This window comes from Stenotrophomonas sp. Steno-Z10-BAI, assembly GCF_056393115.1.
Genome location: NZ_JBWJOZ010000007.1, coordinates 1 through 20,115, shown reverse-complemented (window position 1 = coordinate 20,115; position 20,115 = coordinate 1). Strand labels below are relative to the sequence as shown.

The 20,115-nt window shown below is 66.3% G+C and carries 20 protein-coding genes; 6 read left to right on the top strand and 14 right to left on the bottom strand.

Going from position 1 to position 20,115, the window contains the following annotated elements; translation table 11 throughout:
* Positions 1-269 precede the first annotated feature (269 nt).
* Positions 270-842, top strand: coding sequence for an OmpO family porin (locus AC06E9_RS15880; RefSeq protein WP_183073837.1), 573 nt, complete (start codon positions 270-272; stop codon positions 840-842).
* A 615-nt stretch (positions 843-1,457) separates the two neighbouring features.
* Here the strand turns inward: AC06E9_RS15880 and AC06E9_RS15875 are convergent.
* The 5 genes from AC06E9_RS15875 to AC06E9_RS15855 all read right to left on the bottom strand — a co-directional run bounded on the left by AC06E9_RS15875 (position 1,458) and on the right by AC06E9_RS15855 (position 4,574).
* On the bottom strand, positions 1,458-2,483 hold the full coding sequence (locus AC06E9_RS15875) for an NAD(P)H-dependent glycerol-3-phosphate dehydrogenase (RefSeq protein WP_121044455.1): 1,026 nt from the start codon (positions 2,481-2,483) through the stop codon (positions 1,458-1,460).
* Between the two features lie 17 nt (positions 2,484-2,500).
* Positions 2,501-3,016, bottom strand: a complete 516-nt coding sequence (secB, locus tag AC06E9_RS15870) for a protein-export chaperone SecB (RefSeq protein WP_019184891.1) — start codon at positions 3,014-3,016, stop codon at positions 2,501-2,503.
* Positions 3,017-3,121: 105 nt separating this feature from the next.
* Positions 3,122-3,559 carry a rhodanese-like domain-containing protein gene (locus AC06E9_RS15865; RefSeq protein WP_121044459.1) on the bottom strand — a complete coding sequence of 146 codons (438 nt, stop codon included), beginning with the start codon at positions 3,557-3,559 and terminating at the stop codon, positions 3,122-3,124.
* Between the two features lie 79 nt (positions 3,560-3,638).
* A complete protein-coding gene (locus tag AC06E9_RS15860) occupies positions 3,639-4,073 on the bottom strand; it encodes a hypothetical protein (RefSeq protein WP_121044462.1) in 435 nt (144 codons plus the stop codon).
* A gap of 30 nt (positions 4,074-4,103) precedes the next feature.
* The gene (locus AC06E9_RS15855) at positions 4,104-4,574 is read right to left on the bottom strand and encodes a YiiD C-terminal domain-containing protein (protein WP_026070058.1); all 471 of its coding nucleotides are present in this window, start codon (positions 4,572-4,574) and stop codon (positions 4,104-4,106) included.
* A 43-nt stretch (positions 4,575-4,617) separates the two neighbouring features.
* Here AC06E9_RS15855 and AC06E9_RS15850 point away from each other — a divergent pair, with 43 nt between their 5' ends.
* From AC06E9_RS15850 to AC06E9_RS15840, 3 genes are all read left to right on the top strand, one after another.
* A complete protein-coding gene (locus AC06E9_RS15850; protein ID WP_478056396.1) occupies positions 4,618-5,394 on the top strand; it encodes a uroporphyrinogen-III synthase in 777 nt (258 codons plus the stop codon).
* Positions 5,395-5,502: 108 nt separating this feature from the next.
* A complete protein-coding gene (locus AC06E9_RS15845; RefSeq protein ID WP_121044468.1) occupies positions 5,503-6,480 on the top strand; it encodes a uroporphyrinogen-III C-methyltransferase in 978 nt (325 codons plus the stop codon).
* A gap of 3 nt (positions 6,481-6,483) precedes the next feature.
* A complete protein-coding gene (locus AC06E9_RS15840; protein WP_121044471.1) occupies positions 6,484-7,806 on the top strand; it encodes a heme biosynthesis protein HemY in 1,323 nt (440 codons plus the stop codon).
* Positions 7,807-7,984: 178 nt separating this feature from the next.
* On the opposite strand, the gene AC06E9_RS15835 is transcribed toward AC06E9_RS15840, so the two are convergent.
* The gene (locus tag AC06E9_RS15835; RefSeq protein ID WP_462090933.1) at positions 7,985-9,280 is read right to left on the bottom strand and encodes an acetyl-CoA C-acetyltransferase; all 1,296 of its coding nucleotides are present in this window, start codon (positions 9,278-9,280) and stop codon (positions 7,985-7,987) included.
* Positions 9,281-9,372: 92 nt separating this feature from the next.
* Here AC06E9_RS15835 and AC06E9_RS15830 point away from each other — a divergent pair, with 92 nt between their 5' ends.
* Complete coding sequence (locus AC06E9_RS15830) at positions 9,373-10,260, top strand: hypothetical protein (RefSeq protein ID WP_478050178.1); 888 nt, start codon at positions 9,373-9,375, stop codon at positions 10,258-10,260.
* 102 nt (positions 10,261-10,362) lie between these two features.
* On the opposite strand, the gene AC06E9_RS15825 is transcribed toward AC06E9_RS15830, so the two are convergent.
* The 6 genes from AC06E9_RS15825 to AC06E9_RS15800 form a co-directional block, all read right to left on the bottom strand.
* Positions 10,363-10,998 carry a superoxide dismutase family protein gene (locus AC06E9_RS15825; protein WP_121044480.1) on the bottom strand — a complete coding sequence of 212 codons (636 nt, stop codon included), beginning with the start codon at positions 10,996-10,998 and terminating at the stop codon, positions 10,363-10,365.
* Between the two features lie 53 nt (positions 10,999-11,051).
* The gene (locus AC06E9_RS15820) at positions 11,052-11,618 is read right to left on the bottom strand and encodes a superoxide dismutase family protein (RefSeq protein ID WP_259260601.1); all 567 of its coding nucleotides are present in this window, start codon (positions 11,616-11,618) and stop codon (positions 11,052-11,054) included.
* Between the two features lie 93 nt (positions 11,619-11,711).
* On the bottom strand, positions 11,712-13,163 hold the full coding sequence (ntrC, locus tag AC06E9_RS15815) for a nitrogen regulation protein NR(I) (protein WP_478056395.1): 1,452 nt from the start codon (positions 13,161-13,163) through the stop codon (positions 11,712-11,714).
* Positions 13,156-14,214 carry a two-component system sensor histidine kinase NtrB gene (locus AC06E9_RS15810; protein WP_293980974.1) on the bottom strand — a complete coding sequence of 353 codons (1,059 nt, stop codon included), beginning with the start codon at positions 14,212-14,214 and terminating at the stop codon, positions 13,156-13,158. The genes ntrC and AC06E9_RS15810 overlap by 8 nt, the downstream gene beginning before the upstream one ends.
* Before the next feature lie 91 nt (positions 14,215-14,305).
* Positions 14,306-15,481 carry a murein transglycosylase A gene (mltA, locus tag AC06E9_RS15805; protein WP_478056394.1) on the bottom strand — a complete coding sequence of 392 codons (1,176 nt, stop codon included), beginning with the start codon at positions 15,479-15,481 and terminating at the stop codon, positions 14,306-14,308.
* The gene (locus AC06E9_RS15800) at positions 15,478-16,224 is read right to left on the bottom strand and encodes an N-acetylmuramoyl-L-alanine amidase (RefSeq protein WP_478056393.1); all 747 of its coding nucleotides are present in this window, start codon (positions 16,222-16,224) and stop codon (positions 15,478-15,480) included. The genes mltA and AC06E9_RS15800 overlap by 4 nt, the downstream gene beginning before the upstream one ends.
* 297 nt (positions 16,225-16,521) lie before the next feature.
* Here AC06E9_RS15800 and AC06E9_RS15795 point away from each other — a divergent pair, with 297 nt between their 5' ends.
* On the top strand, positions 16,522-17,973 hold the full coding sequence (locus AC06E9_RS15795) for a hypothetical protein (protein WP_478056392.1): 1,452 nt from the start codon (positions 16,522-16,524) through the stop codon (positions 17,971-17,973).
* Between the two features lie 544 nt (positions 17,974-18,517).
* Here AC06E9_RS15795 and AC06E9_RS15790 read toward each other — a convergent pair.
* Positions 18,518-18,979 carry a PoNe immunity protein domain-containing protein gene (locus tag AC06E9_RS15790; protein WP_121044499.1) on the bottom strand — a complete coding sequence of 154 codons (462 nt, stop codon included), beginning with the start codon at positions 18,977-18,979 and terminating at the stop codon, positions 18,518-18,520.
* A 131-nt stretch (positions 18,980-19,110) separates the two neighbouring features.
* A complete protein-coding gene (locus tag AC06E9_RS15785) occupies positions 19,111-19,629 on the bottom strand; it encodes a hypothetical protein (RefSeq protein WP_478056391.1) in 519 nt (172 codons plus the stop codon).
* Between the last annotated feature and the right edge of the window lie 486 nt (positions 19,630-20,115).

The following is a 20,115-nucleotide window of genomic DNA, read 5'->3' as shown; positions in this document are numbered from 1 at the left end:
TCCTGCGGACGGCACCTCTGCTTGCGTCACTGCACGCGCGATCCACACCGCCCTTTCAATGGCGCTGCGTCGTGCCTGATGTGTTGCGCGCGCATCTAACAGATCGCGCATGAAGAGTTCCCCGGAATGTGGCCGCATTTATGTACTGCTCAGTTTGATATTCAGGGCTAATTGGGGTGACTAACGGATAATTCACACCTGTCGCCAGCAGCGATCTCCCTCCCCTCTGCTGGCGGACAAAACCAAAAAATACAAAGGTGTCCCCGATGATGAAGACTTCCCTGCTTGCCCTGGGTCTGCTCGCTGCACTGCCGTTCGCTGCTTCGGCAACCGATGGCCTGTCGTACAACTATGTTGAAGGCGGCTACGTGAACACCGATGCCAAGGGCGGCGACGCCGACGGTTGGGCGGTGAAGGGCTCGGTCGCCGTGGCGCCGAACTTCCACGTCTTCGGTGACTACAACGCGCAGGAAACCAAGCGCGGCAGCAATGATGTGGATCAGTGGAAGGTCGGTGTCGGCTACAACTACGGCATCGCCCCGACCACCGATCTGGTCGCCCGCGTTGCGTACCAGAAGTTCGATCCGAAGCACGGTCTGGACTTCAACGGCTACTCGACCGAAGTCGGCGTGCGCAGCGCGTTCACCCCGAACTTCGAAGGCTACGTGATGGCCGGTTACGAGGATTACACCAAGAAGCACGGCATCAACCCGGACGGCGAGTTCTACGGCCGCGTCGGCGCCCAGGCCAAGCTCAACCAGAACTGGGGCCTGGCCGGCGAAGTGAAGCTGGCCAAGGGCGGCGACAAGGAATGGTTCGTCGGTCCGCGCTTCACCTGGTAATACGCACGACGCAATACCGCGGTACGTTGTTGGATGGCGCGGTCTCTCTCCCCTGCGCCATGAAGCCCGGCTCACGCCGGGCTTCACTTATATGCAGCACCTGGCGACACCCTCGTCGGTACGCCACGAAACAACCCGGCCCTGCGCCGGGTTGTTTCGTTCTGGCGGTGACCAGGTAGTTCAGGGGCATTGTGGATCGGGTGCTGTCTCCGCTCAGGTCTACCGCGAGCGTAAGGGTCCCCTATCGGCGGGCAGGCCCCTTGGCAAATGTCCCCCGGCCGACGCCTGACGGCGACGGCCTCCTCCTTGATTTTGCCCAGGGACCTACCCGCCGATAGGGGACTCAGCGTGCGTCAGGCGTGCGGGAGACCGTGCCTTTCTGTCGGCGCCAAGTGGTCTGGATACGTGGGTCGCGATGGCCTTGTGGGCGAAATAAAGGAGGAGGCGGCGGCCGCAGGTCGACGCCGGGGGACATTCGCCGGCAAGGCCATCGCGGCCCAGCGCCCGACCCATCCACCGCCACGCCTGAAGAGGCTCATAGCGCGCTTCATGCCTGCAACGCGGATGGAAGAAGAACCAAAAAAAACCCCGGCGCTTGCCGGGGTTTTTCGTGCATCACTTGAACAGCGTGTCCGGATACTCCGGCTTCTGTTCGCGTGCCAACAGCGCACGCAATCCCTCTTCCGGCGTCTGCTCACCGTGCAGCACCGCGCGCACCCGATCAGAGATCGGCAGGTCGATGCCGTGACGCCGCGCCTGGCGCATCACCTCATCGGCAGTCTGCACCGATTCCACCACCTGGCCGATCTCACGCACCGCATCGGTCAACGTCTGGCCGCGGCCCAGGGCCAGGCCCAGGCGTCGGTTGCGTGACAGATCGCCGGTGCAGGTCAGCACCAGATCGCCCAGACCGGCCAACCCCATCAGGGTTTCCGGCTTGGCACCGATCGCCGCGGCCAGCCGCAGCATTTCGTTGAGGCCACGGGTGATCAGGCCGGCACGGGCATTGAGGCCCAGCTGCATGCCATCGGCGACGCCGGTGGCGACGGCCAGCACGTTCTTCATCGCACCGCCGAGCTCGGCACCGACCATGTCATCGCCGGTGTAGGCGCGGAACGCCGGACCGTGCATGGCATCGGCCACCTGCTGGGCGAAGTCCGGCGCGTCACCGTGCACGGTGATCGCGGTCGGCAGGCCCTGGGTGACTTCCTTGGCGAACGACGGACCGGTCACCACCGCCAGCGGCACGTCCGGCCCAAGGACCTCACGCGCCACTTCGTGCAGGAACCGACCGGAGCCTGGTTCGAAGCCCTTGGTCGCCCAGGCCACGCCGGCATCGGCCGGCCGCAACGGTGCCAGCGCACGCACGGTTTCACCGAAGGCATGCGAGGGCACCACCACCAGGATCCAGGCAGCGTCCTTGACGGCAGCGGCCAGATCGGTGGTCGCGCGCAGCGACTCGGGCAGCGGAATGCCCGGCAGATAACGGGTGTTCTCGTGGCGCTGGTCGATGGCCTCGACCATCGCCGCATCGCGCCCCCACAGCACGGTCGGATGACCATGCCGCGCGAGCAGGCTCGCCAGGGCGGTGCCCCAGGAGCCGGCGCCGAGAACCGCGATTTTGTCTGCGTGGTTGCTCATCCGTACTGCAGCGCCGATCAGGCGTTGCCGGCCGGCTCGGAATCGGCGAGCGAGGTCTCGCCCTGTTCCTGACGCTGGCGCAGGGTTTCGGCGTACAGGCCTTCGAAGTTGATCGGCTGCAGGAAGAACGGCGGGAAGCCGCCGGCCTGGATCAGCTCGCTCACCAGCGAACGCACGTACGGGAACAGGATGTTCGGGCACTGGGTGCCGAGCAGCACGTCGATCGACTGCGGGTCCAGGCCGACCAGGCCGAACACGCCGGCCTGCTGCACTTCGGCCACGTAGGCGGTCTTCTCGCCGGCCTTGCAGGTCAGGGTCACGGCCAGCACGACTTCGAAGGCGCTCTCGCCCAGGCGCTGCACGCGCTGGTTCAGGTTGAGCTGCAGTTCCGGCTGCACGGCGTCATTGAAGACGGCCGGAGCGTTCGGCGATTCGAACGAAACGTCCTTGACGTAGATCTTCTCGACGGTGAACGAGGGACCGGTAGCGGCGTCGACCGGCGCGACGGCGCCGTTGGTGTTCTCTTCGGACATTTCCTGTTGCTCCAAAAATGAATGCTGTAAAAACGGATTGTTACATGCCCTGCGATGGGGGCGCTGTGGGCCGCGCACAAGGCGTGCGCTGCCATCCGAGGGGGATCAGTTGCGGCCCTTGACCAGCGGCAACTCGGCCTGCTGCCACGCCGGGATGCCACCGTCGAGCACGTTGACCTGGGTGAAACCGGCCTTCTTGAGCGCCTTGGCGGCCGTCTCGGAGGCATTGCCACTGCGGCACACCAGCACCACCGGGCTCTGCTGGGCCTTGGCGACCAGCTTGTGCTCCGGACCGAACTGCGCCGGCTGCACGTTGCGGCTGCCCGCGATATGGCCCTTCTCGAAATCGCTGCTCGAAGACAGATCGACCACGATGGCGCCACCGGCATTCATCAGCTGGGTCAGTTCCGCTGGCTTGAGCGACTTGAAGCCGCGGAACAGGCGGCGGACTTCGGTCACGATGATGGCCACGGTCAGGCCGACCAGGGCCATCGACAACATCGGGTTTCGGCCGGCAAAGGCCAGCAACTCTTCGTAATTCACTAAGATCACGGGTCGATAAGCGGGCGCCGATTGTCGCACATGCGGGCGAATCGGCGTCCAGCCCCGTGCGGGCGGGGGGTCAGCGTTCCTGCCAGAGGTCCGGCAGGCCGTTGGCCTGGAGCCAGCGCTTGCCCTCGGCGTCCCAGCGCCAGATCTCCCGGACCCGTACCGTCCGCTCGGACTGGGTGTTGTTGTTGATCACCCGCACCTCGGCGTTGCGCCCGACCCGGCCATCGGGCAACGGCACGTTGTCGCCGGCGCGATAGCTGGAGATTTTCACCTGCTCGAAGCGGCGCAGTTCCAGGTCGGTCATCGGGTGGGCGCGGGCATAGTCGGGATCCAGGTAGGGCAGCGCGTCCTCGACGGTGCCCCAGCGCATCGTGGCGTCGTACTTGACCTGGGTCTCCTCCAGTTCCTTGCGCTGCTTCCTGGTGGTCTTCTGCTCGGCGGCCAGTGCGCTCACGCTGGTCAGCGCGAACAAGGCGATCAGCAGGATCTGAAGCGTACGGCGCATGCGAATTCCCCAATAGGCAAGGCGCCCATCCTACCGCCTGGCGAAGGCCACGAAACGGCCGCTCAGTTCCGCGGCGGCCTTGTCGCCTTCGCCCGGCTGGCGGGCGGTGAGGCTGATGCGGGCCTTGCCGCGCTGGGCGAAGGTGGCCAGGAAGCTGTCCCAGTCGGTTTCCGCATCGGCCTGGGCCTGTGCGTGCAGATCGCCATAGACCGGGGCGAGGTAGCGGATATGGCTGTCGGCCACGTAGACATCCGCATCGAACCCGGCCAGGCGCAGGCGCAGGGTCACCAGCGCCCATCCGGACAGGGTCAGCGCCGAGGCCAGGCTGCCGCCGAAGGCATTGCCTTTGTCGTTGACGTTGGCTGCCAGCGGAGCGTGGATGTGCAGGACGCCATCGCGGTAGTCGTGGACCCGGATCTGCATGGCCGCCACCGGCGGCATGGCATCCAGGACATGCTGCAGCGCAGACAATTGCGCCGGCAGGGAATCGGTTGCGGACATCTGGCTGATCACGTCACATCGAAGGGCTCGCATAATGCCCGCAATGAACACCGAAACGAAAGTCGCGCCCTGGACCCTGATCTCGCTGCGCCCGCGTGGCCAGCATGCGCCGCTGCGCCGTGCGGCGAAGGCGGCTGGCGCCCACCTCATCGCGCTGTCGCCGTGGGCGCTGCAGGCCCAGCGCGATGCTGCCACCCACGCCGACCTCACCGCCGCGCTGGCGGCCGAGCGCGTGGTCTTCAGCAGCCCTGCCGCGGTGCAGGCCGCCGCGCGCCTGGTGGATCTGGCCGCGCCCCACCCGGGGCAGTGGCTTGCCGTGGGCGCCGGCACGGCGGCGGCGCTGCACCGCCAGGGCGCGCAGGACATCGCCGCACCGGCACGGATGGACAGCGAGGGCCTGCTTGCGTTGCCGGCATTGGCTGACCTGCACGGCCTGCGCGCGGGCCTGGTCACCGCCCCGGGCGGCCGCGGGGTGATCGCGCAGACCCTTGAGCAACGCGGTGCCCAACTGCTGCGCGCCAACGTGTATGCGCGCCAGCGGCTGCCGCTGGCCCCCCGCGCCCTGCAGCGCCTGCGCCGCGCGGCCATGCCCTGGGTGCTGGCACTGAGCAGCGGCGAGGCCCTGGCGCTGTTGCTGGTGCAGTTACCCCAGGATCTGCAGGCACCACTGCGCGCCGCCACCGTGGTGGCCGCCAGCGAGCGGCTGGCCGCACAGGCGCGCGCCGCAGGCTTCGGGCAGGTACGGGTCGCAGCCGGGCCGTTGCCGGCACAGTTGGTCGCGGCTGCACACGCCGCGCTCATCGCGCCCGCATCTTCCTGAACAGGGAGCCGGGGCGGTCTTGCAGGGCCTTGGGCGGCGGGCGATGCTGTGTGCCACGTCGCTCGCCAGCCAAGCGGATTGCCCGGCGCGCGCGACAAGGATGCCCGTATGAATGACCCTGTTTCGCCCCCCTCTCCGAGCCGCCCCCTGCGCTGGATCGTGCCGATCACGGCGCTCGTCGTGTTGGCCGGCGGCGGCGCGTGGGGCTGGGCGCAGTGGCAATCGCGACAGGCGCAGGAACGACTGCGCGAAGAGAACGACCAACTGCAGGTGCAGGGCCTGCTGGACAGCGTGGAAGCACTGCGCCGCGACCAGCGTTCGACCTCCCAGCGCGTGCAGGACGCCGCCGCCACCAACCGCGTGCTGCGCGATGAAATGCTCGGCCTGAGCCAGCGCAATGCGCTGCTCGAAGAGAACCTGGCCAAGCTGGCCGACAGCACCCGCCACGGCGCGCAGGCACTGCAGCTGGAAGAAGCCGAGCTGCTGCTGAGCCAGGCCGGGCAGCGGCTGGCCTATGCCGATGACGTCGAGGGCGCCAAGCGCCTGTACGCGTTGGCGTCCGCCTCGCTGGACGACGTGCAGGGCAACGAGTATCTGAACCTGCGGCAGGCATTGATGCAGGAGCGCAATGCGGTGGAGGCGCTCGGCCCCGGAGTGCGCGCGCAGACCCAGGCACGGTTGGGCCGGTTCGCCCAGGCCCTGACCACCCTGCCCGAACAGATCGACGCCCCGGCCGATACGACTGCCGGCACGCCATGGTGGCACCAGGTGCTGGCGCCGTTCGTGACCATCACCCCCACCCGCCTGCAGGGCCCGCTGACCGAAGCCGACCGCGTGGCCGCGTGGGATTCGCTGCAGCTGGAACTGACCTTGGCGCGGGCAGCGGTGGAGCGCGGCGATCAGTCCGGGTATCTCCAGGCGTTGGACCGCGTTGCACTGTGGTTGCCGCGGCTGTGGCCGGATTCACCTGCTCTGCGCGAGCAACGTGCTGAACTGCAGCAACTACGCGCCTGCGAGCTGCGTCCATCGCTGCCCGAACTGGGCAGCACCCTGCAGCAACTGCGCTCGATGCGTAACGGGAGATAATCGATGAAGCCCTTTCAATCTCTGGTGGTCCTGCTCCTGGCCGTGGCCTTGGGCGTGATCGCCTCACAGTGGCTCGGCACCGAACAGCTGCGCCAGTTCGGCGAAGTGATCTACCGCTACGGCGGCACCGACTACCGCTCCACCGTGCCCCAGGTCGCGCTGATGGTGCTGGTCGGGGTGCTGGTGCTGTGGCTGCTGTGGAGTCTGCTGGCCTCGCCGTTCCGCGCTTGGGGCCGCTACCGCCGCAAGCAGGGCCGCGCCCGCCTGACCGAAGGCCTGCAGGCCCACGAACAGGGCCACTGGCAGCGCGCGGAAAAGCTGCTGACCAGCGCCGCTGAGGACAAGGAAGTAAGCGCGGTCGCCTTGGTCACCGCCGTGCGCAGTGCGCAGGCGCGCGATGACGATGCGGCGGTGAACCAGTACCTGCAGCGCCTGGCCACCGAAGATGCCACCAGCCATGCCCTGCTGCTGGCCGAACGCCTGCTGGCACAGGAACGCCCGGTCGATGCGATCAACGTGCTGGACGTTGCCGCGATCCAGCCGCTGCCGCCGCGTGGCCTGTGGCTTCGCACCGAAGCGCTGGCACGTGCCGATCGCGCGCATGAGGCCTATGGCCAGCTGGGCGCACTGCGCAAGCAGAAGGTCCTGCCGGATGCGGCCGTGGCCGAGCTGGAAATCCGCCTGGCCGCACAGTCGCTGCTGGAAGCCGGTGACGTCAACGCGCTGGCCGCCCAGTGGGAAGCCACGCCGAAGGCATTGCGCAGCGATCCCGATGTCGTCTCCGCCTATGCGCTGCGCGCAGTGGCACTGGACTGGGACGAACCGGCTCTGCTCAACCTCGAACAGGCCCTGGACACGCGCTGGGACGAATCGGTGGTGACGCTTTACGGCCAGATGCCGGTCGAAAAGCTGGCCACGCGCCAGGCCAACCTGCAACGCTGGTTGACCACGCAGCCCGCCAGCCCCGCATTGCTGCTGGCGCTGGGCCGCATTGCCGCCCGTCAGCGCCAGCACACGCTGGCCGAGGATTACCTGCACCGCGCGATTGCCGCCGGCGCCGGCCCGGCCGCGTGGGAAGCGTTGGGCGAGGTGTTCCTGGATCGCGGCGAGACCGCGCTGGCCTCGCAGTGCTTCGCCAATGCCCTGCGCCAGCAGCGTGGGGATGACAGCGTGGCGCTGGCCCGTGCATCGACCACCACGCCACTGGACCCGATCGTGCCCGAACGCGCCACCATCGAAGAGCAATCGCTGATGGGCGAACCGGCCCCGGTGCAGGATCGCCTGCACGTGGAACGCGACGAGTTCGGCAATCCACGTCTGCCGTAACGTGCGACGCGGCACCCGGTGGTGCCGGCCGCTGGCCGGCAATGCGGAGTCCCGGAGAGGATTTGAGGAGCCGGCCAGCGGCCGGCACTACCAGAGCCGAATGGTGCACACCTCCGCCGGATACAAAAAAGAAGGCCGCCCTTGGGCGGCCTTCTTCGTTCAATGAAGCGCAGGGCGATCAGCGCTCGACGATCGCCACCACACCCATGCCACCGGCGGTGCAGATCGAGACCAGCGCGCGGCCACCGCCGCGTTCGGCCAGCTGCTTGGCCGCCGTGGCGATCACGCGGGCACCGGTGGCGGCGAACGGGTGGCCGGTGGCCAGCGAGGAGCCCAGCGGATTGATCTTGGCCGGGTCGATCCTGCCCAGCGGCGCATCCAGGCCGAGGCGGTTGCGGCAGTAGTCTTCGCTTTCCCACGCGCGCAGCGTGCACAGCACCTGCGCGGCGAACGCTTCGTGGATTTCGTAGAGGTCGAAATCCTGCAGGGTCAGGCCATTGCGCTTGAGCATCTCCGGCACGGCGATGGTCGGTGCCATCAGCAGGCCTTCGCCGTGCACGAAATCCACCGCGGCCACCTGCGAATCACGCAGGTAGGCCAGCGGCGCGTGGCCGTGCGCGCGCGCCCATTCTTCACTGGCCAGCAGCACCGCCGAGGCACCATCGGTGAGCGGGGTGGAGTTGGCGGCGGTCAGCGTGCCGCGCCCGGAGACCTTGTCGAAGGCCGGCTTCAGCGTGGCCAGCTTTTCCAGCGAAGTGTCGGCGCGCAGGATGTTGTCGCGCTCCACGCCGCGGAACGGCGCGATCAAATCGGTGAAGAACCCGCGCTCATAGGCGGCGGCCAGCTTCTTGTGCGAGGACACAGCCCACTCGTCCTGCGAGTCGCGGGAGATGTTCCACTCCTTGGCCATGTCTTCGCAGTGGTCGCCCATGCTTTTGCCGGTGCGCGGCTCGGCCACGCCCGGGAATTCCGGCTTGAGTTCGCTCAGCTTGAAGCCGCGGGTCAGCGCCTTGAGCTTGTCGCCGGTGCTCTTGGCGCGGTTGGCCGCCAGCAGACGCGCGCGCAGCTTCTTGCCGTAGACGATCGGCACATCGGAGGTGGTATCCGAGCCGCCGCCGATGCCCGAATCGATCTGGCCCAGCGCGATCTTGTTGGCCACCGCGATGATCGTATCCAGCGAGGTGCCGCAGGCGCGCTGCATGGTGATGCCCGGGGTCAGCGGGGACAGGCCCGAGGACAGCGTGGCTTCGCGGCCGAGGTTCCAGTCGCTGGAGTGCTTGATCACCGCGCCCATCGCCACTTCGCCCAACTGCTGGCCGTGCAGGCCGAAGCGTTCGACCAGCGCACCGAGGGTGCGCACCGACATGCCGAGGTTGCCGACGTCCGAATAAGCCGTGTTCTGGCGACAGAACGGAATGCGGACGCCGCCGAGGATGGCGACGGGACGGGCGTTGGGCATGGAGATACCTGGCATGGGAGGGGTGTCTGCAACATGGCCTGCACGAAGGAGCAGGCATAATGGGGTCAAGTGTAGCTGCCGCCCTGTGATGGGCCAACCGTGAAACCATGAGCAAACCCGACCACGGCATGAATGCCATTGGCGTACTGGCATTGGAACTGGCCGGCGGCGACGCCCCGCGCCATGCCGCGCTGTCCTCCGAACAGGCTGGTGAACTGGCCGAACGCGTCGGCCGCGATCTGGCCAAGCTGGTGCCCGGCGTCAGCGGGCTGGACTTCGTGTTCGCCGGCGCCCATTTCGATCCGGCGGAAATCCTGCGCCCGGGCTGGCCGGTGCACCGGCGCCTGGAAGAACTGCAGATGCGCGCCCCGGGCCGCAACCAGGGCCCGCGCGTGCTGGCCTTTGGTGCCGGCGCCGACGGCGATGTCCCGCTGCCGTTCCAGGCCGATGCCAGCCTCACCGGCGGCGGCCTGCGGGTCGTCCCGTTCCTGCTGACCGGCACCGAAGTCGTCCAGACCCAGGCCGTGGCCGAGGCGCTGGAAGAGCTGCTGCTGGCCCAGGGCATGGCGCAGGCCGATACCGCGCTGCAGGCGCAGAACGCCTTCGGCGCGCAGATCGAGCACGCCCGCTATTTCACGGTGAATGACCTCGCCGCGATGATGTCCATGCAGTACGACAACCAGGGCCTGGCGATTCTGTGGCCGCTGATCGAAACCGCGCTGATGGCACCGCACGTGGAAGAGTGGCTGGATGCCGCGCCGGAGCCGCTGCTTCGATACGCTGATGGCGAAGTGCGTATGGCGCTGTTCGATCCCGCCGGCTGGTGCGCGTACTACAGCCACGGCACCGGCGACTGTGATCGCCTGCAGGGCATCTACGACCAGTACCTGATCCGCCAGCGGCAGATGGCCGCCGTGCTGGAAGCGCACGGCCTGCCGGTGCTGTTCGTGCATTGCGAGGCCGGGCAGGACGCGCGCGAATTGCTGGCTCGTTAATAGGGACGGAGGTAGTTAAGCCGGCGGCTTAACTACCTCCGTCCCCGTTATTTAAAAAAAACGCCGGCTTTCGCCGGCGTTTTTCGTCAAACACGGCCCGGATTACGGGGCCGCTTTGATCACCGCGCAGGCCAGGCGTGCACCGGCATTGCCGGTCGGCTGGGTCTTGTAGTCATCCGCATCGGCATGGACGATCAGCCCGCGGCCGATGATGTCGAAGCCATCGCCCTTGCCGATGTTGACGTTGGTCGAGACCGGGGCATCGACCACGGCGTTGCCCTGGGCGTCGGCCTTGATGTTGGGCATGTCGCCACCGTGATGCGGCTCGCTGGCGACGCTGCCATGATCTTCCTGGCCCGGATTGAAGTGGCCACCGGCGCTGGCGCCGTCCGGCGCACTGCAGTCGCCCTTCTCATGGATGTGGAAGCCGTGCTCGCTGTTCGGCTTCAGGCCGCTGACCTGGCCCTTCACGTGGACCTTGCCGTCGACGACGCTGAAGGTCACGGTGCCTTTGACGTCATTGCCCTGGGTGGCAGCAAGGTCGGCACTGGCGGTGTGGTTGGCATGGGCTTCGCTGGTCATTGCCGGCGGTGCCTCGGGGGTCGCTTCAGCGGTTGGCTGGGACGCCGTGGCTTCGGCAGCCGGGGTGGCTTCCGGGGTGGTGTCGGCCGGCTTGTTGCAGGCGGTCAGGCCGAGCGCGGCGATGGCAGCGAACAGCGTGGTGTGGATCAGGCGCATGTGGATCTCCTTGCGGGTAGCGTTGGAAGAAACGAAGTCGTGGGACTGCGCGATCAGCGCACGACCCGGATGACGCCGCAGGCAATTCGGGCACCGGCGTTGCCGGCCGGCTGGCTGCGGTAATCGTCGGCGTTGGCGTGCACGATCAGCGCACGTCCGGCGATATCGGTGGCTGCGCCGCCGCCAAGGGTAACCGCTGGCAGGCGGATGTCCACGTTGACGCGGCCCTGCGCATCGGCGCGCAGGTTGTCCATGTCACCGGCGTGATGCGCACCGGCACTGTTGCGGCCATGCGGTTGCCCGGCAGGATTGAAATGCGCACCGGCGCTGCTGGCATCCACTGCACTGCAGTCGCCGCGCTCATGCACGTGGAACCCGGCCACCTGCAGCGGCTGCAGACCACCGATGACACCGGTGATGTGCACGCCACGGGCGTCCGGCACCAGCGCCAGGCGTCCACTGACCAGACTGGCCGAGGCCGGCGACAGATTGGATTCGGCCATCTGCGCGGTGCTGACCACCGGTACGACGGGGGCGACCGGGCGCGGCGGCGGTGTGCTGCCGCAGGCGGCCAGACCGACCGCGATCACCGCAGCGAGGACGACTTGGGAACTGCGCATGGGAAGACTCCTTGGTTGCAAACTAACCGTGTGCTCGTCCACGGGCCATGAAAGCGGCCCGGACATGGCGCACACGCGATGTGGACATGCGGCTCATCCGCCGCGACGGCGGCCGGCGCCGAGCTTGCGGGTGAGGGTGTTGCGGCCCATGCCCAGCCGCGCGGCGGCCTCGGCACGGCGGCCATGGGTGATCTGCAGGGCCGCTTCGAGCAGCGCCTGGTCGACCCGATCGCGCACCTGCGCGTGCAGGCCTTCGGCACCTTCGGCCAGACGCTGGCGCGCCCACGCCGAGAGCAGCGTTTCCCACTGCCCCGGATCACCGGCACTGCGTGAGCGCGGCGCACCCGCACCGCGGTGCAGTGCGCTGTCCACATCGGCCACGCCGATGCTGTCGGCCGCCGCCAGCGCGGCCATGCGCCAGCAGACGTTCTCCAGCTCGCGCACGTTGCCGGGCCAATCGTGTTCGCGCAGCGCCTGCAACGCAGCAGCAGTCAGTCGTTTGGGCGGCGTATCGAGTTTGTGTGCGGCCGCGGCCAGGAAGGTCTCGGCCAGCTGCGCGACATCGTCGCGACGCTCGCGCAGCGGCGGCAACCGCAGCCGCACCACATCCAGCCGGTGCAGCAGATCGGCGCGGAAGCGCCCCTGCGCCACCAGCGTTTCCAGATCCTGGTGGGTCGCGGCGATCACGCGCACATCGACGCGGATCAGCTCGCGCCCGCCCACGCGGAAGAACTCGCCCTCGGCCAGCACGCGCAGCAGGCGCGTCTGCAGCGGTAACGGCATGTCGCCGATTTCATCCAGGAACAAGGTGCCGCCATTGGCCTGCTCGAAGCGGCCGATATGGCGACGCTGTGCACCGGTGAACGCGCCCGCCTCATGGCCGAACAGTTCGCTTTCCAGCAGTTCGGAGGGAATCGCCGCGGTATTGAGCGCGACGAACGGGCCCTGCACGCGCGGCGACTCGTGGTGCAGCGCATGCGCGACCAGTTCCTTGCCGGTGCCGGTTTCGCCGTTGATCAGCACCGACAGCGGTGCCTGCGCCAAGCGCCCGATGGCGCGGAACAGCGCGCGCATCGCCGGCGTATCGCCGACCAACTGCGGGCGCTGATCCGGCGGCGTCGCGCTGGCGGCCTCGCTCGGCTCGGCCAGAGTGACATCCGGCGCGGGCAGCACCCGCTGCGCCAGCGCGACTGCGTCATCCAGATCGAACGGCTTGGACAGGAATTCCTGCGCACCGCCGCGGAAGGCACCGGCCGTGCTCGCCACATCGGTATAGGCCGACATCACGATCACCGGCAGCTGCGGATGCGCTGCCTTGAGCTTGTCCAGCAGGACCAGCCCATCGTCGCCGGGCATGCGGACATCGGTGAACAGCAGATCCGGCGGCGGCTGCTCGGCCAACGTCGCCAGCGCCGCGGCGGCCCCGTCGAAACCGTCGACACGGTAGCCGGCCTCGCGCAGCGCGGTGCACAGCACGAAGCGCACCGCGCGGTCATCGTCGACCACCCAGACGCGCTGGGCGGTAGTGTCGACCTGGTCAGCCATGGGCGGCAGTGTCCTCGGCGGGGGTGCCCTGCCCGATCGGCAGCAGCACGGTGAATACGGTATGGCCCGGGCGGGAGCGGTAGGTCAGGGTGCCGCGGTGCTCGCGCGCGACCTGCTGGGCCAGCGCCAGGCCCAGCCCGGTGCCCTCGGCGCGGCCACTGACCAGCGGCAGGAACAGATGCTCGGCCAGGTCTTCGGGCACGCCACGGCCGTCATCGGCGATTTCCAGCCGCAGCGCCAGCGGATGCAGCTGATCGGTGATGCGTACGCCGTGCTCCACACGCGTGCGCAGGGTGACGGTGCCCGCACCTGCCTGGATCGCATTGCGGACCAGGTTCCACACCGCCTGGGTGAGCCGGTCCGCATCGCCATCGAACTCGGGAATGCTGGGGTCGTAATCGCGCTGGATCCGGACCGCCCAGCCGCCCTCGCTCTCGGCCAGGCGCAGTACGCGCTCCAGCGAGGCGTGGATGTTGAGCGGCGCATGCGGCGCGGCCGGCGCGGGCGACAGCAGTTGCTCGAGCAGGCCGTTCAGGCGCTCGATCTCCGAGCCGATCAGCTCGATCAGTTCACGCTCGTCCGGATCGCGTTGCGCGTTGCGCCGCGCCAGCAGCTGGGCCGCGCCCTTCAACCCGGCCAGCGGATTGCGCAGCTCGTGCGCCAGGCCCTTGAGCGCGGCACTGAGCGCGCTGGGCAGCGCCTGGGTGGGGTCCAACCCCGGGAACTCATCGACCGGATGCGCCTCCAGCAGCCAGCCGCCCTCGTCCCAGCGGCTCAGCCACCCCTCGGCAAAACGGGGTGCATCGCCCGGCAGCGCCAAGGCCAGCCGGTGCAGGCGCAGCGTGTCGCGCTCATCGCGGGCGAGGAAGTGGGCCAAGGCATCGCCCTGCGCCTCCAGCGACGCCAGCGGTTGGCCCAGCAGGCGGCGCACGCTCACGCCCAGCCAGCGGGCGAAGGCGGGATTGCAGCCCACCACGCGGCCGCTGGCGTCGGCCCAGGCGACCGGAGTGCCGAGGGCGTCGAGGGCGGGGGGCAGGAGCGCGGTGGTCATTGCACCAATGTAGTGCAAAACGGCAGGCGTGTTGATCTTGTGCTGCGCGCAGCGGCGCGCTGGCAAACGCCCGGGCAGCGTGCACCCGCCGTCAGTTGGCGGGGTCGGGCGCCTTCGGCAACGCCACACCCTTCGGCCACAGCATCCAGATCGTGCCCTTCTGCTTCATGTGCCCGGCCAGCTCACCCGCAGCATCGCCAGTGCCCCAGAACAGGTCCGCGCGCACCTCGCCGGTGATGGCACCGCCGGTATCCTGCGCGGCGACCGGGCGCACCAGGGCGGTGCCGTCCGGGCGCGTGGTGGACAGCCACAGCAGGCTGCCCAGCGGCACGACGTTGCGATCCACTGCGACGCTGTAGCCGGCGGTGAGCGGCACGTTCAACGAGCCGCGCGGCCCTTCATCGCTGTCCGGGCCGCGGGTGAAGAATACATAGCTGGGGTTGCTGGCCAGCAGCTCGGGCACGCGCGTGGGATGGGCATCGGCCCAGGCGCGGATGGCGGCCATGCTCACGTCGGCCTGTTTCAGCTCGCCCTGCTCCACCAGCCAGCGGCCGATCGGGCGATAGGGATGGCCGTTCTGGTCGGCGTAGGCAATCCGCAGCTGACGACCATCGGCCAGCTGGACGCGGCCCGATCCCTGGATCTGCAGGAACTGCAGGTCCATCGGGCTGGTCAGCCAGGCCAGCACCGGTGCTTTGACGCCGTTCGTGGCGATCCGCGCGGCATCGTCATACGGCTTGAGCACGCGCCCTTCGACACGGCCGCGCAGGCGCTTGCCCTTGAGTTCTGGGTAGAGGCTGTCGAGCTGGACGCTGACCATGTCGTCGGGCACGCCGTACACCGGCACCGCTGCCTTGGCGGTACGCGTGAGGCTGCCGGCATAGATGGGCTCGTAGTAGCCGGTGATCAGGCCGGCGGCCCGGTTGCCGGCGGCACGCAGCGCATAGACGTCGAGATTGGCCTGCAAGAACTGGCGGATGCCGGCCGGCGTGGTGGCAACGTTGGCCGCCGCTGCGCAGGTGGGTGCCCAGTTGGCCTCCGTCTTCAGGCGCGGGCAGGCACTGCGCCAGGCCGCGAAGCCAGCTTGCAGATCGGCATCCGCGACGGCGGGCAATGCGCTCCAGTTTGCCTTCGCGTAGGTGCTGGTTTGCACAGGCGCTGGTGATGCCGGGCGCTGTGGCGCGACCGCGCAGGCACTCAACAGCGCCAACCCAACCCCCAACAGCGCGGTGTGCTTGAGTGCGGGGAGGACGAGCGTGAACTTCATGGGCGGCGTTCCTGTTGCAACAGCAGCGAGTGCAGGATGCGGGCGTCTTCGGCATCGAGATCTGCGGGGAGATCGTCGCGCCCGCGGAAGCGGCGATGGAAGGCGCCGACGGCGGCCGCCCGGTCGTCCATCGGGTAACCGAAGGCCTGCAGAGCCATCCAGGGATCGAAGCCGACCGGTGCAGGGCCATCCGCTGCGCGCGGCCATACGCCGAAACCGGCTTCGGCCAGCTGCTGCCACGGGAAGAAACGGCTGGGATCCTGCTTGCGCGACGGGGCCAGATCGGCATGCGCGATGATCTGGCTGCGCGGGATGCGCAGGCGCGTGCACAGGTCATCCAGCAGGCGGATCAAGGCCGCGATCTGTGCCGGTGCGAACGGCGTGTCGCCATCGTTGTCGATCTCGATGCCGATCGAGGCCGAGTTGAGATCAGTGATCGTGCCCCAGCGCCCGGGACCGGCATGCCAGGCGCGCCGGTCATCGCCCACCAGCTGGTAAATGTGGCCATCGGCGCCGACCAGATAGTGCGAGCTGACCTTGCCGCCGCTGTTGGCGCTACGCAGCGTGTCCAGGCTCTGCTGCACGGAATGCTGATCGGTGTGGTGAAGCACGATCACGACCGGCGCGCGCGCGTTGTGGTTCGCCGACGGCACCCAGCTGGCGAGCGGGCTGCGGACGGTGGTACTGGCGCAGGCGGACAACACCAGCACCATCGCCGACACTAGGAATCGATTGAGGGTCATGGTCGCATTGCACGTCACCTTGCGCATCCTTGCAAGTGCGCCCGCCGTGAGGACAACCGGCCAACACCGCATCCAAGCTGTGGATTGACGACACCACTAGGCAGCGGATTTCTGATTGCGATCATCGAGATTCTCCCACCTCAATGTGGGATGTGTATCGCTATCCAGGGCCTTTCAGACTTTCCCGACTGTCGACCACAGGCATCAGCCCTCAGAGTCCGCTGGATCACCCGTTCCGCACGACCGCTGTCGGGTTCGAGGTCGTAACACGCGATGGACCAAATGAGGAGTCAATGCATGAAAGGATGGATGACAGACATGATGGTGTGCCTCGTCGGGATAGGCGTGCTTGTCACCTCGAACCCCACCGCGGCGAACGCATACGATCCGAGCAACATTGTGGACGAGGTCCAGGCAATGGTAGCCAGATCGTGGCCTCTTGCCCCCGATATCTGGCCGGGTGCGGACTTCGATGCGCAATCCGCAGTGCTGCTGTTCGAGAATCGGGCGGTCGAAGTGACGACTGACGGCCAACGCGAACTGGATCGCAGCGTGATTGACCCCTTGGCACCAGGGTTCCCCGATTGGGTGTTCTTCTTTGCCGATGTCGCGGGACGTCGCGCAGTGGTCATCCAGCTGGATGCGGCCGTGAGCGGCCCACCATCGCCCATCTTTCCCGGCGACACCGAGCCGGCACGTCGGATCTTTCGGCTGGCCACTCACGAGAAGTTCCATGACTTCCAGATGAGAAGCCGATGGGTCGCACCGCGCGCCAATGGTTTCGCCGAGTACCCCGTCACCGCGTCGTGGTCAAGGCAGCGAGCGCATCTGTACGATGCAATGCACCGGGCCCTGGCGCAGCCGGCCGAGCAGAGCCAGCACCTGCGCCACGCCTCCAGGTGGTATCAGGCCTTTGCAGACGTCCATGGAAGCGTGACTGAGATGACGAGCCAGGAGATCATCGAAGGCATGGCGCAGTATGCCGAGCTGCAGCTGCTGGCCGCCGCTGACATCGCTGACCCAACCGATCGTGATGCACGGATTCGCCAGTCGCTGCGCTACGTCTTTCCGTGGCATGCTGGATTGCAGCCCAATTTCACCCGCGGCCATGGGTACCAGACGTATCTGCTGGGCAGCCTTGCAGGTGCGCTGCTCGAAACAACCCAACAGCACTGGCAGATGGATGTGGCTGCCGGGCGCAGTCCGCTTGATATGTTGCTTGCCCTGTATCCAGTCACTGGCGATATCCATCCGGTCCCTGAGATTGACGCCAGCAACCAGGCATTGGTCGAGGAATTGAACAGTGAGCGCGGCGCACATCTGCAGCCGCTGCTCGACCTCTACATGGGCTCCAGCGCCGCACGCCTTTTGATTCCCTCGCCCTATCGCCTGGTGGCTGACCCGCGCTTGGTGGATGCCGTCGAGGAGGCCCGCAAAGAAACGAATCCGCACCTCACCGGTGAGTTTCGCGGGGAAGGCGCCCCCCCCATGACGGGATCCATCGTGGGCGGCTATATCGTCGGCGACGGCTATCTACTGGTTCGCAACCGCGCGATGGTGGGCGGTGCGACCGACGGTGTGTTCACCATCGTGCTGCAGCCAGAGGAATTCCTGCTCGATGGCACGCGGCTGCTGCTGGCCAGTGACAGTCTGGAGGGTGAGTTCACGGTAGACGTGAGCGTCGATACGGAAGGCAGGTGGATACTTGAGCCGATCAGCGCCAGCGACGTCGACAGCCCGGGCCGCTGAGACTATTTATCCTGACCGCCCCCCGCGGTGTATCCCGCCCACAGGATTACGTGGCTGCTCACCTATGAAGATGGGAAGAACGTTGCACTTGCCGCGAACAGGAGCAGCGATCCCGTTGCAAGAAGCGTCTCCCACCGACGGAACCGACCGGACATAGCGACACGCACAATCAGGGCGAGAGTCAGTACAGGGAGCGATACAAAAGCGATGAGTAGAAAAGCATCCATGCAAGGGCGCAGAAAATGACATAGCGCGAGCGAGAACGAACCTCTGCCGTCGCAGCCAAGGAAGCTGTAGCTCATTACGTAGTTGGTCAGCACTGCCGCCAAGCTGGTCAAGCACACTATCCAGGAAAAAATGTAAGAACGTTGCATCATTTAGGACATCCTCATCGAGCCGACCACGGGCCGCAAGCCAAATCCGGCTACGCGATGCTCTAGTTCCGCAGGCAGTTCCGACTCATTGCAGCACTCAAAGGCGCAATTTGTCATCGATCCTCATCCATGTGCCTTTCTTGCGCCTTGCTTGGCGTTCTTCGATTGCGTCACTTTCTTTTTAGAATCCTGGAAAGCCAACTCTTTCTCTGCGCGAGATCATCAGCTTCGACCGCCGGTTCAAATGGCGACGCAATGTCTACGTATCGAGGGCTGCGCCCGTCAGCAAGCAGGTCAACCGGATAGTTCACATGCGTCAGGCAAGCATCGTCATCAATCGCCAGCGCCTTCGCCACCACGGCAGCCTCGACAGACCAACAGCCGAAGTAACCACCCTTCATTACATGCGCTTCATCTGCACACAACTTCCACCAGTACGGGGTTCTGAACGCTCGATCCAGATCTCCACATCCAGCGCCCTCCAGTCCTTCGAACCAGCCTTCCAGATAGCTGAGCAGCAGTGCGGGCCTATCACATGGTTCAGCCAATAATACATCTTCGGCCTTGAGCGAGATGTTCTGGCCGGTGAGGGTGGTGTTCCCATAGCTGGACGCAGAGATCGCCGAGTTCAAATCACGCGGTGAACTTGCCTCTTAAGACCGCCCAACGATTTTCACTATGCTTGTCAGTACCCCACTTGATCATCTAATGATTAGGCGGCCAACCGACTATCGCACGCCGAGGGTGCTCAGGCGCTCTATTTCTATTGGTTCACCCTAAAGGCTCTGCGCACCCGTGGCCAGATGATGGTGTAGATGATTCCAGTCAGCAGGCCAATTGAAATCGCTACCGCCACCCGTCTGGGTGCCCAATCGATCCAGAAGCTGCCGCTAGTCCAGATTCGATGCCAGCCGTCCCGCGAAAATGCGCCTTCGATTACGAGCCAAGCAAGTACGCTACAGAACGGAGCAAGAATGATGTGACGAAACCTTGAGTACGGACGTAGCTTGTCAACAATGAGAATTGCAGGAAGCCCCAGAAGGGCGCCTAACACAGCTGCCACGAGAGCGACTATCGAGGTAAAGATCAGTCCCTCTACAACTGTTCCGGAAGGTATGCCTAGCGGCAAGCCAACTAGTAGAACTGCGCTTAACGCGGCGCCAAGCATTGCAGAAACGAGCTTGGAAAGAATGACGCGCTCTCTCATTGGCAAGCCTCCACAACTTTTCTCGGCGAATCCCAGGTATTCATGCACCACCTTCTCTATGGAAAATTTCTCCACGCACCTTGGAGTTCTCTGGCTCCGCCGCCAACATACCGTGCATTGGGTGACCGGAAAATTGATCCGCCCAAGAGTTCCAGATGAGAACCGGACTGCTTCCAGTTCCCTGCCCTTTGGTGAACAGACACCACTTGGCGGATTACAAAGCCGGGATCAAGCGCGTGCGCGCCTGGAACCGTGATTTTGAGTAGGCCATTTGCACTCGGATCGCTCAGATACTGTCCATTAGTTCGCAGCAACCGGCACTTCAGTACCATGGGTTCGCCGGAGCACCTTGTTCGCCCTGTTCTGGGGTAACCGAAATCTGTAAACGTCACGGTCTAGTCAATGATCAAGAGACCGGGAGTGTGGCCAGCTCCTCGCCTATCCCGTGAGGAACGAGAGATTGTAAAGGAGCATGCACCAAGCCGCAGCCGTCACAAGGATCTCCGCGTAGAAGATCTTTGAGGTACGACCTATGTGGACGGCGACTACCATACGAGCAGG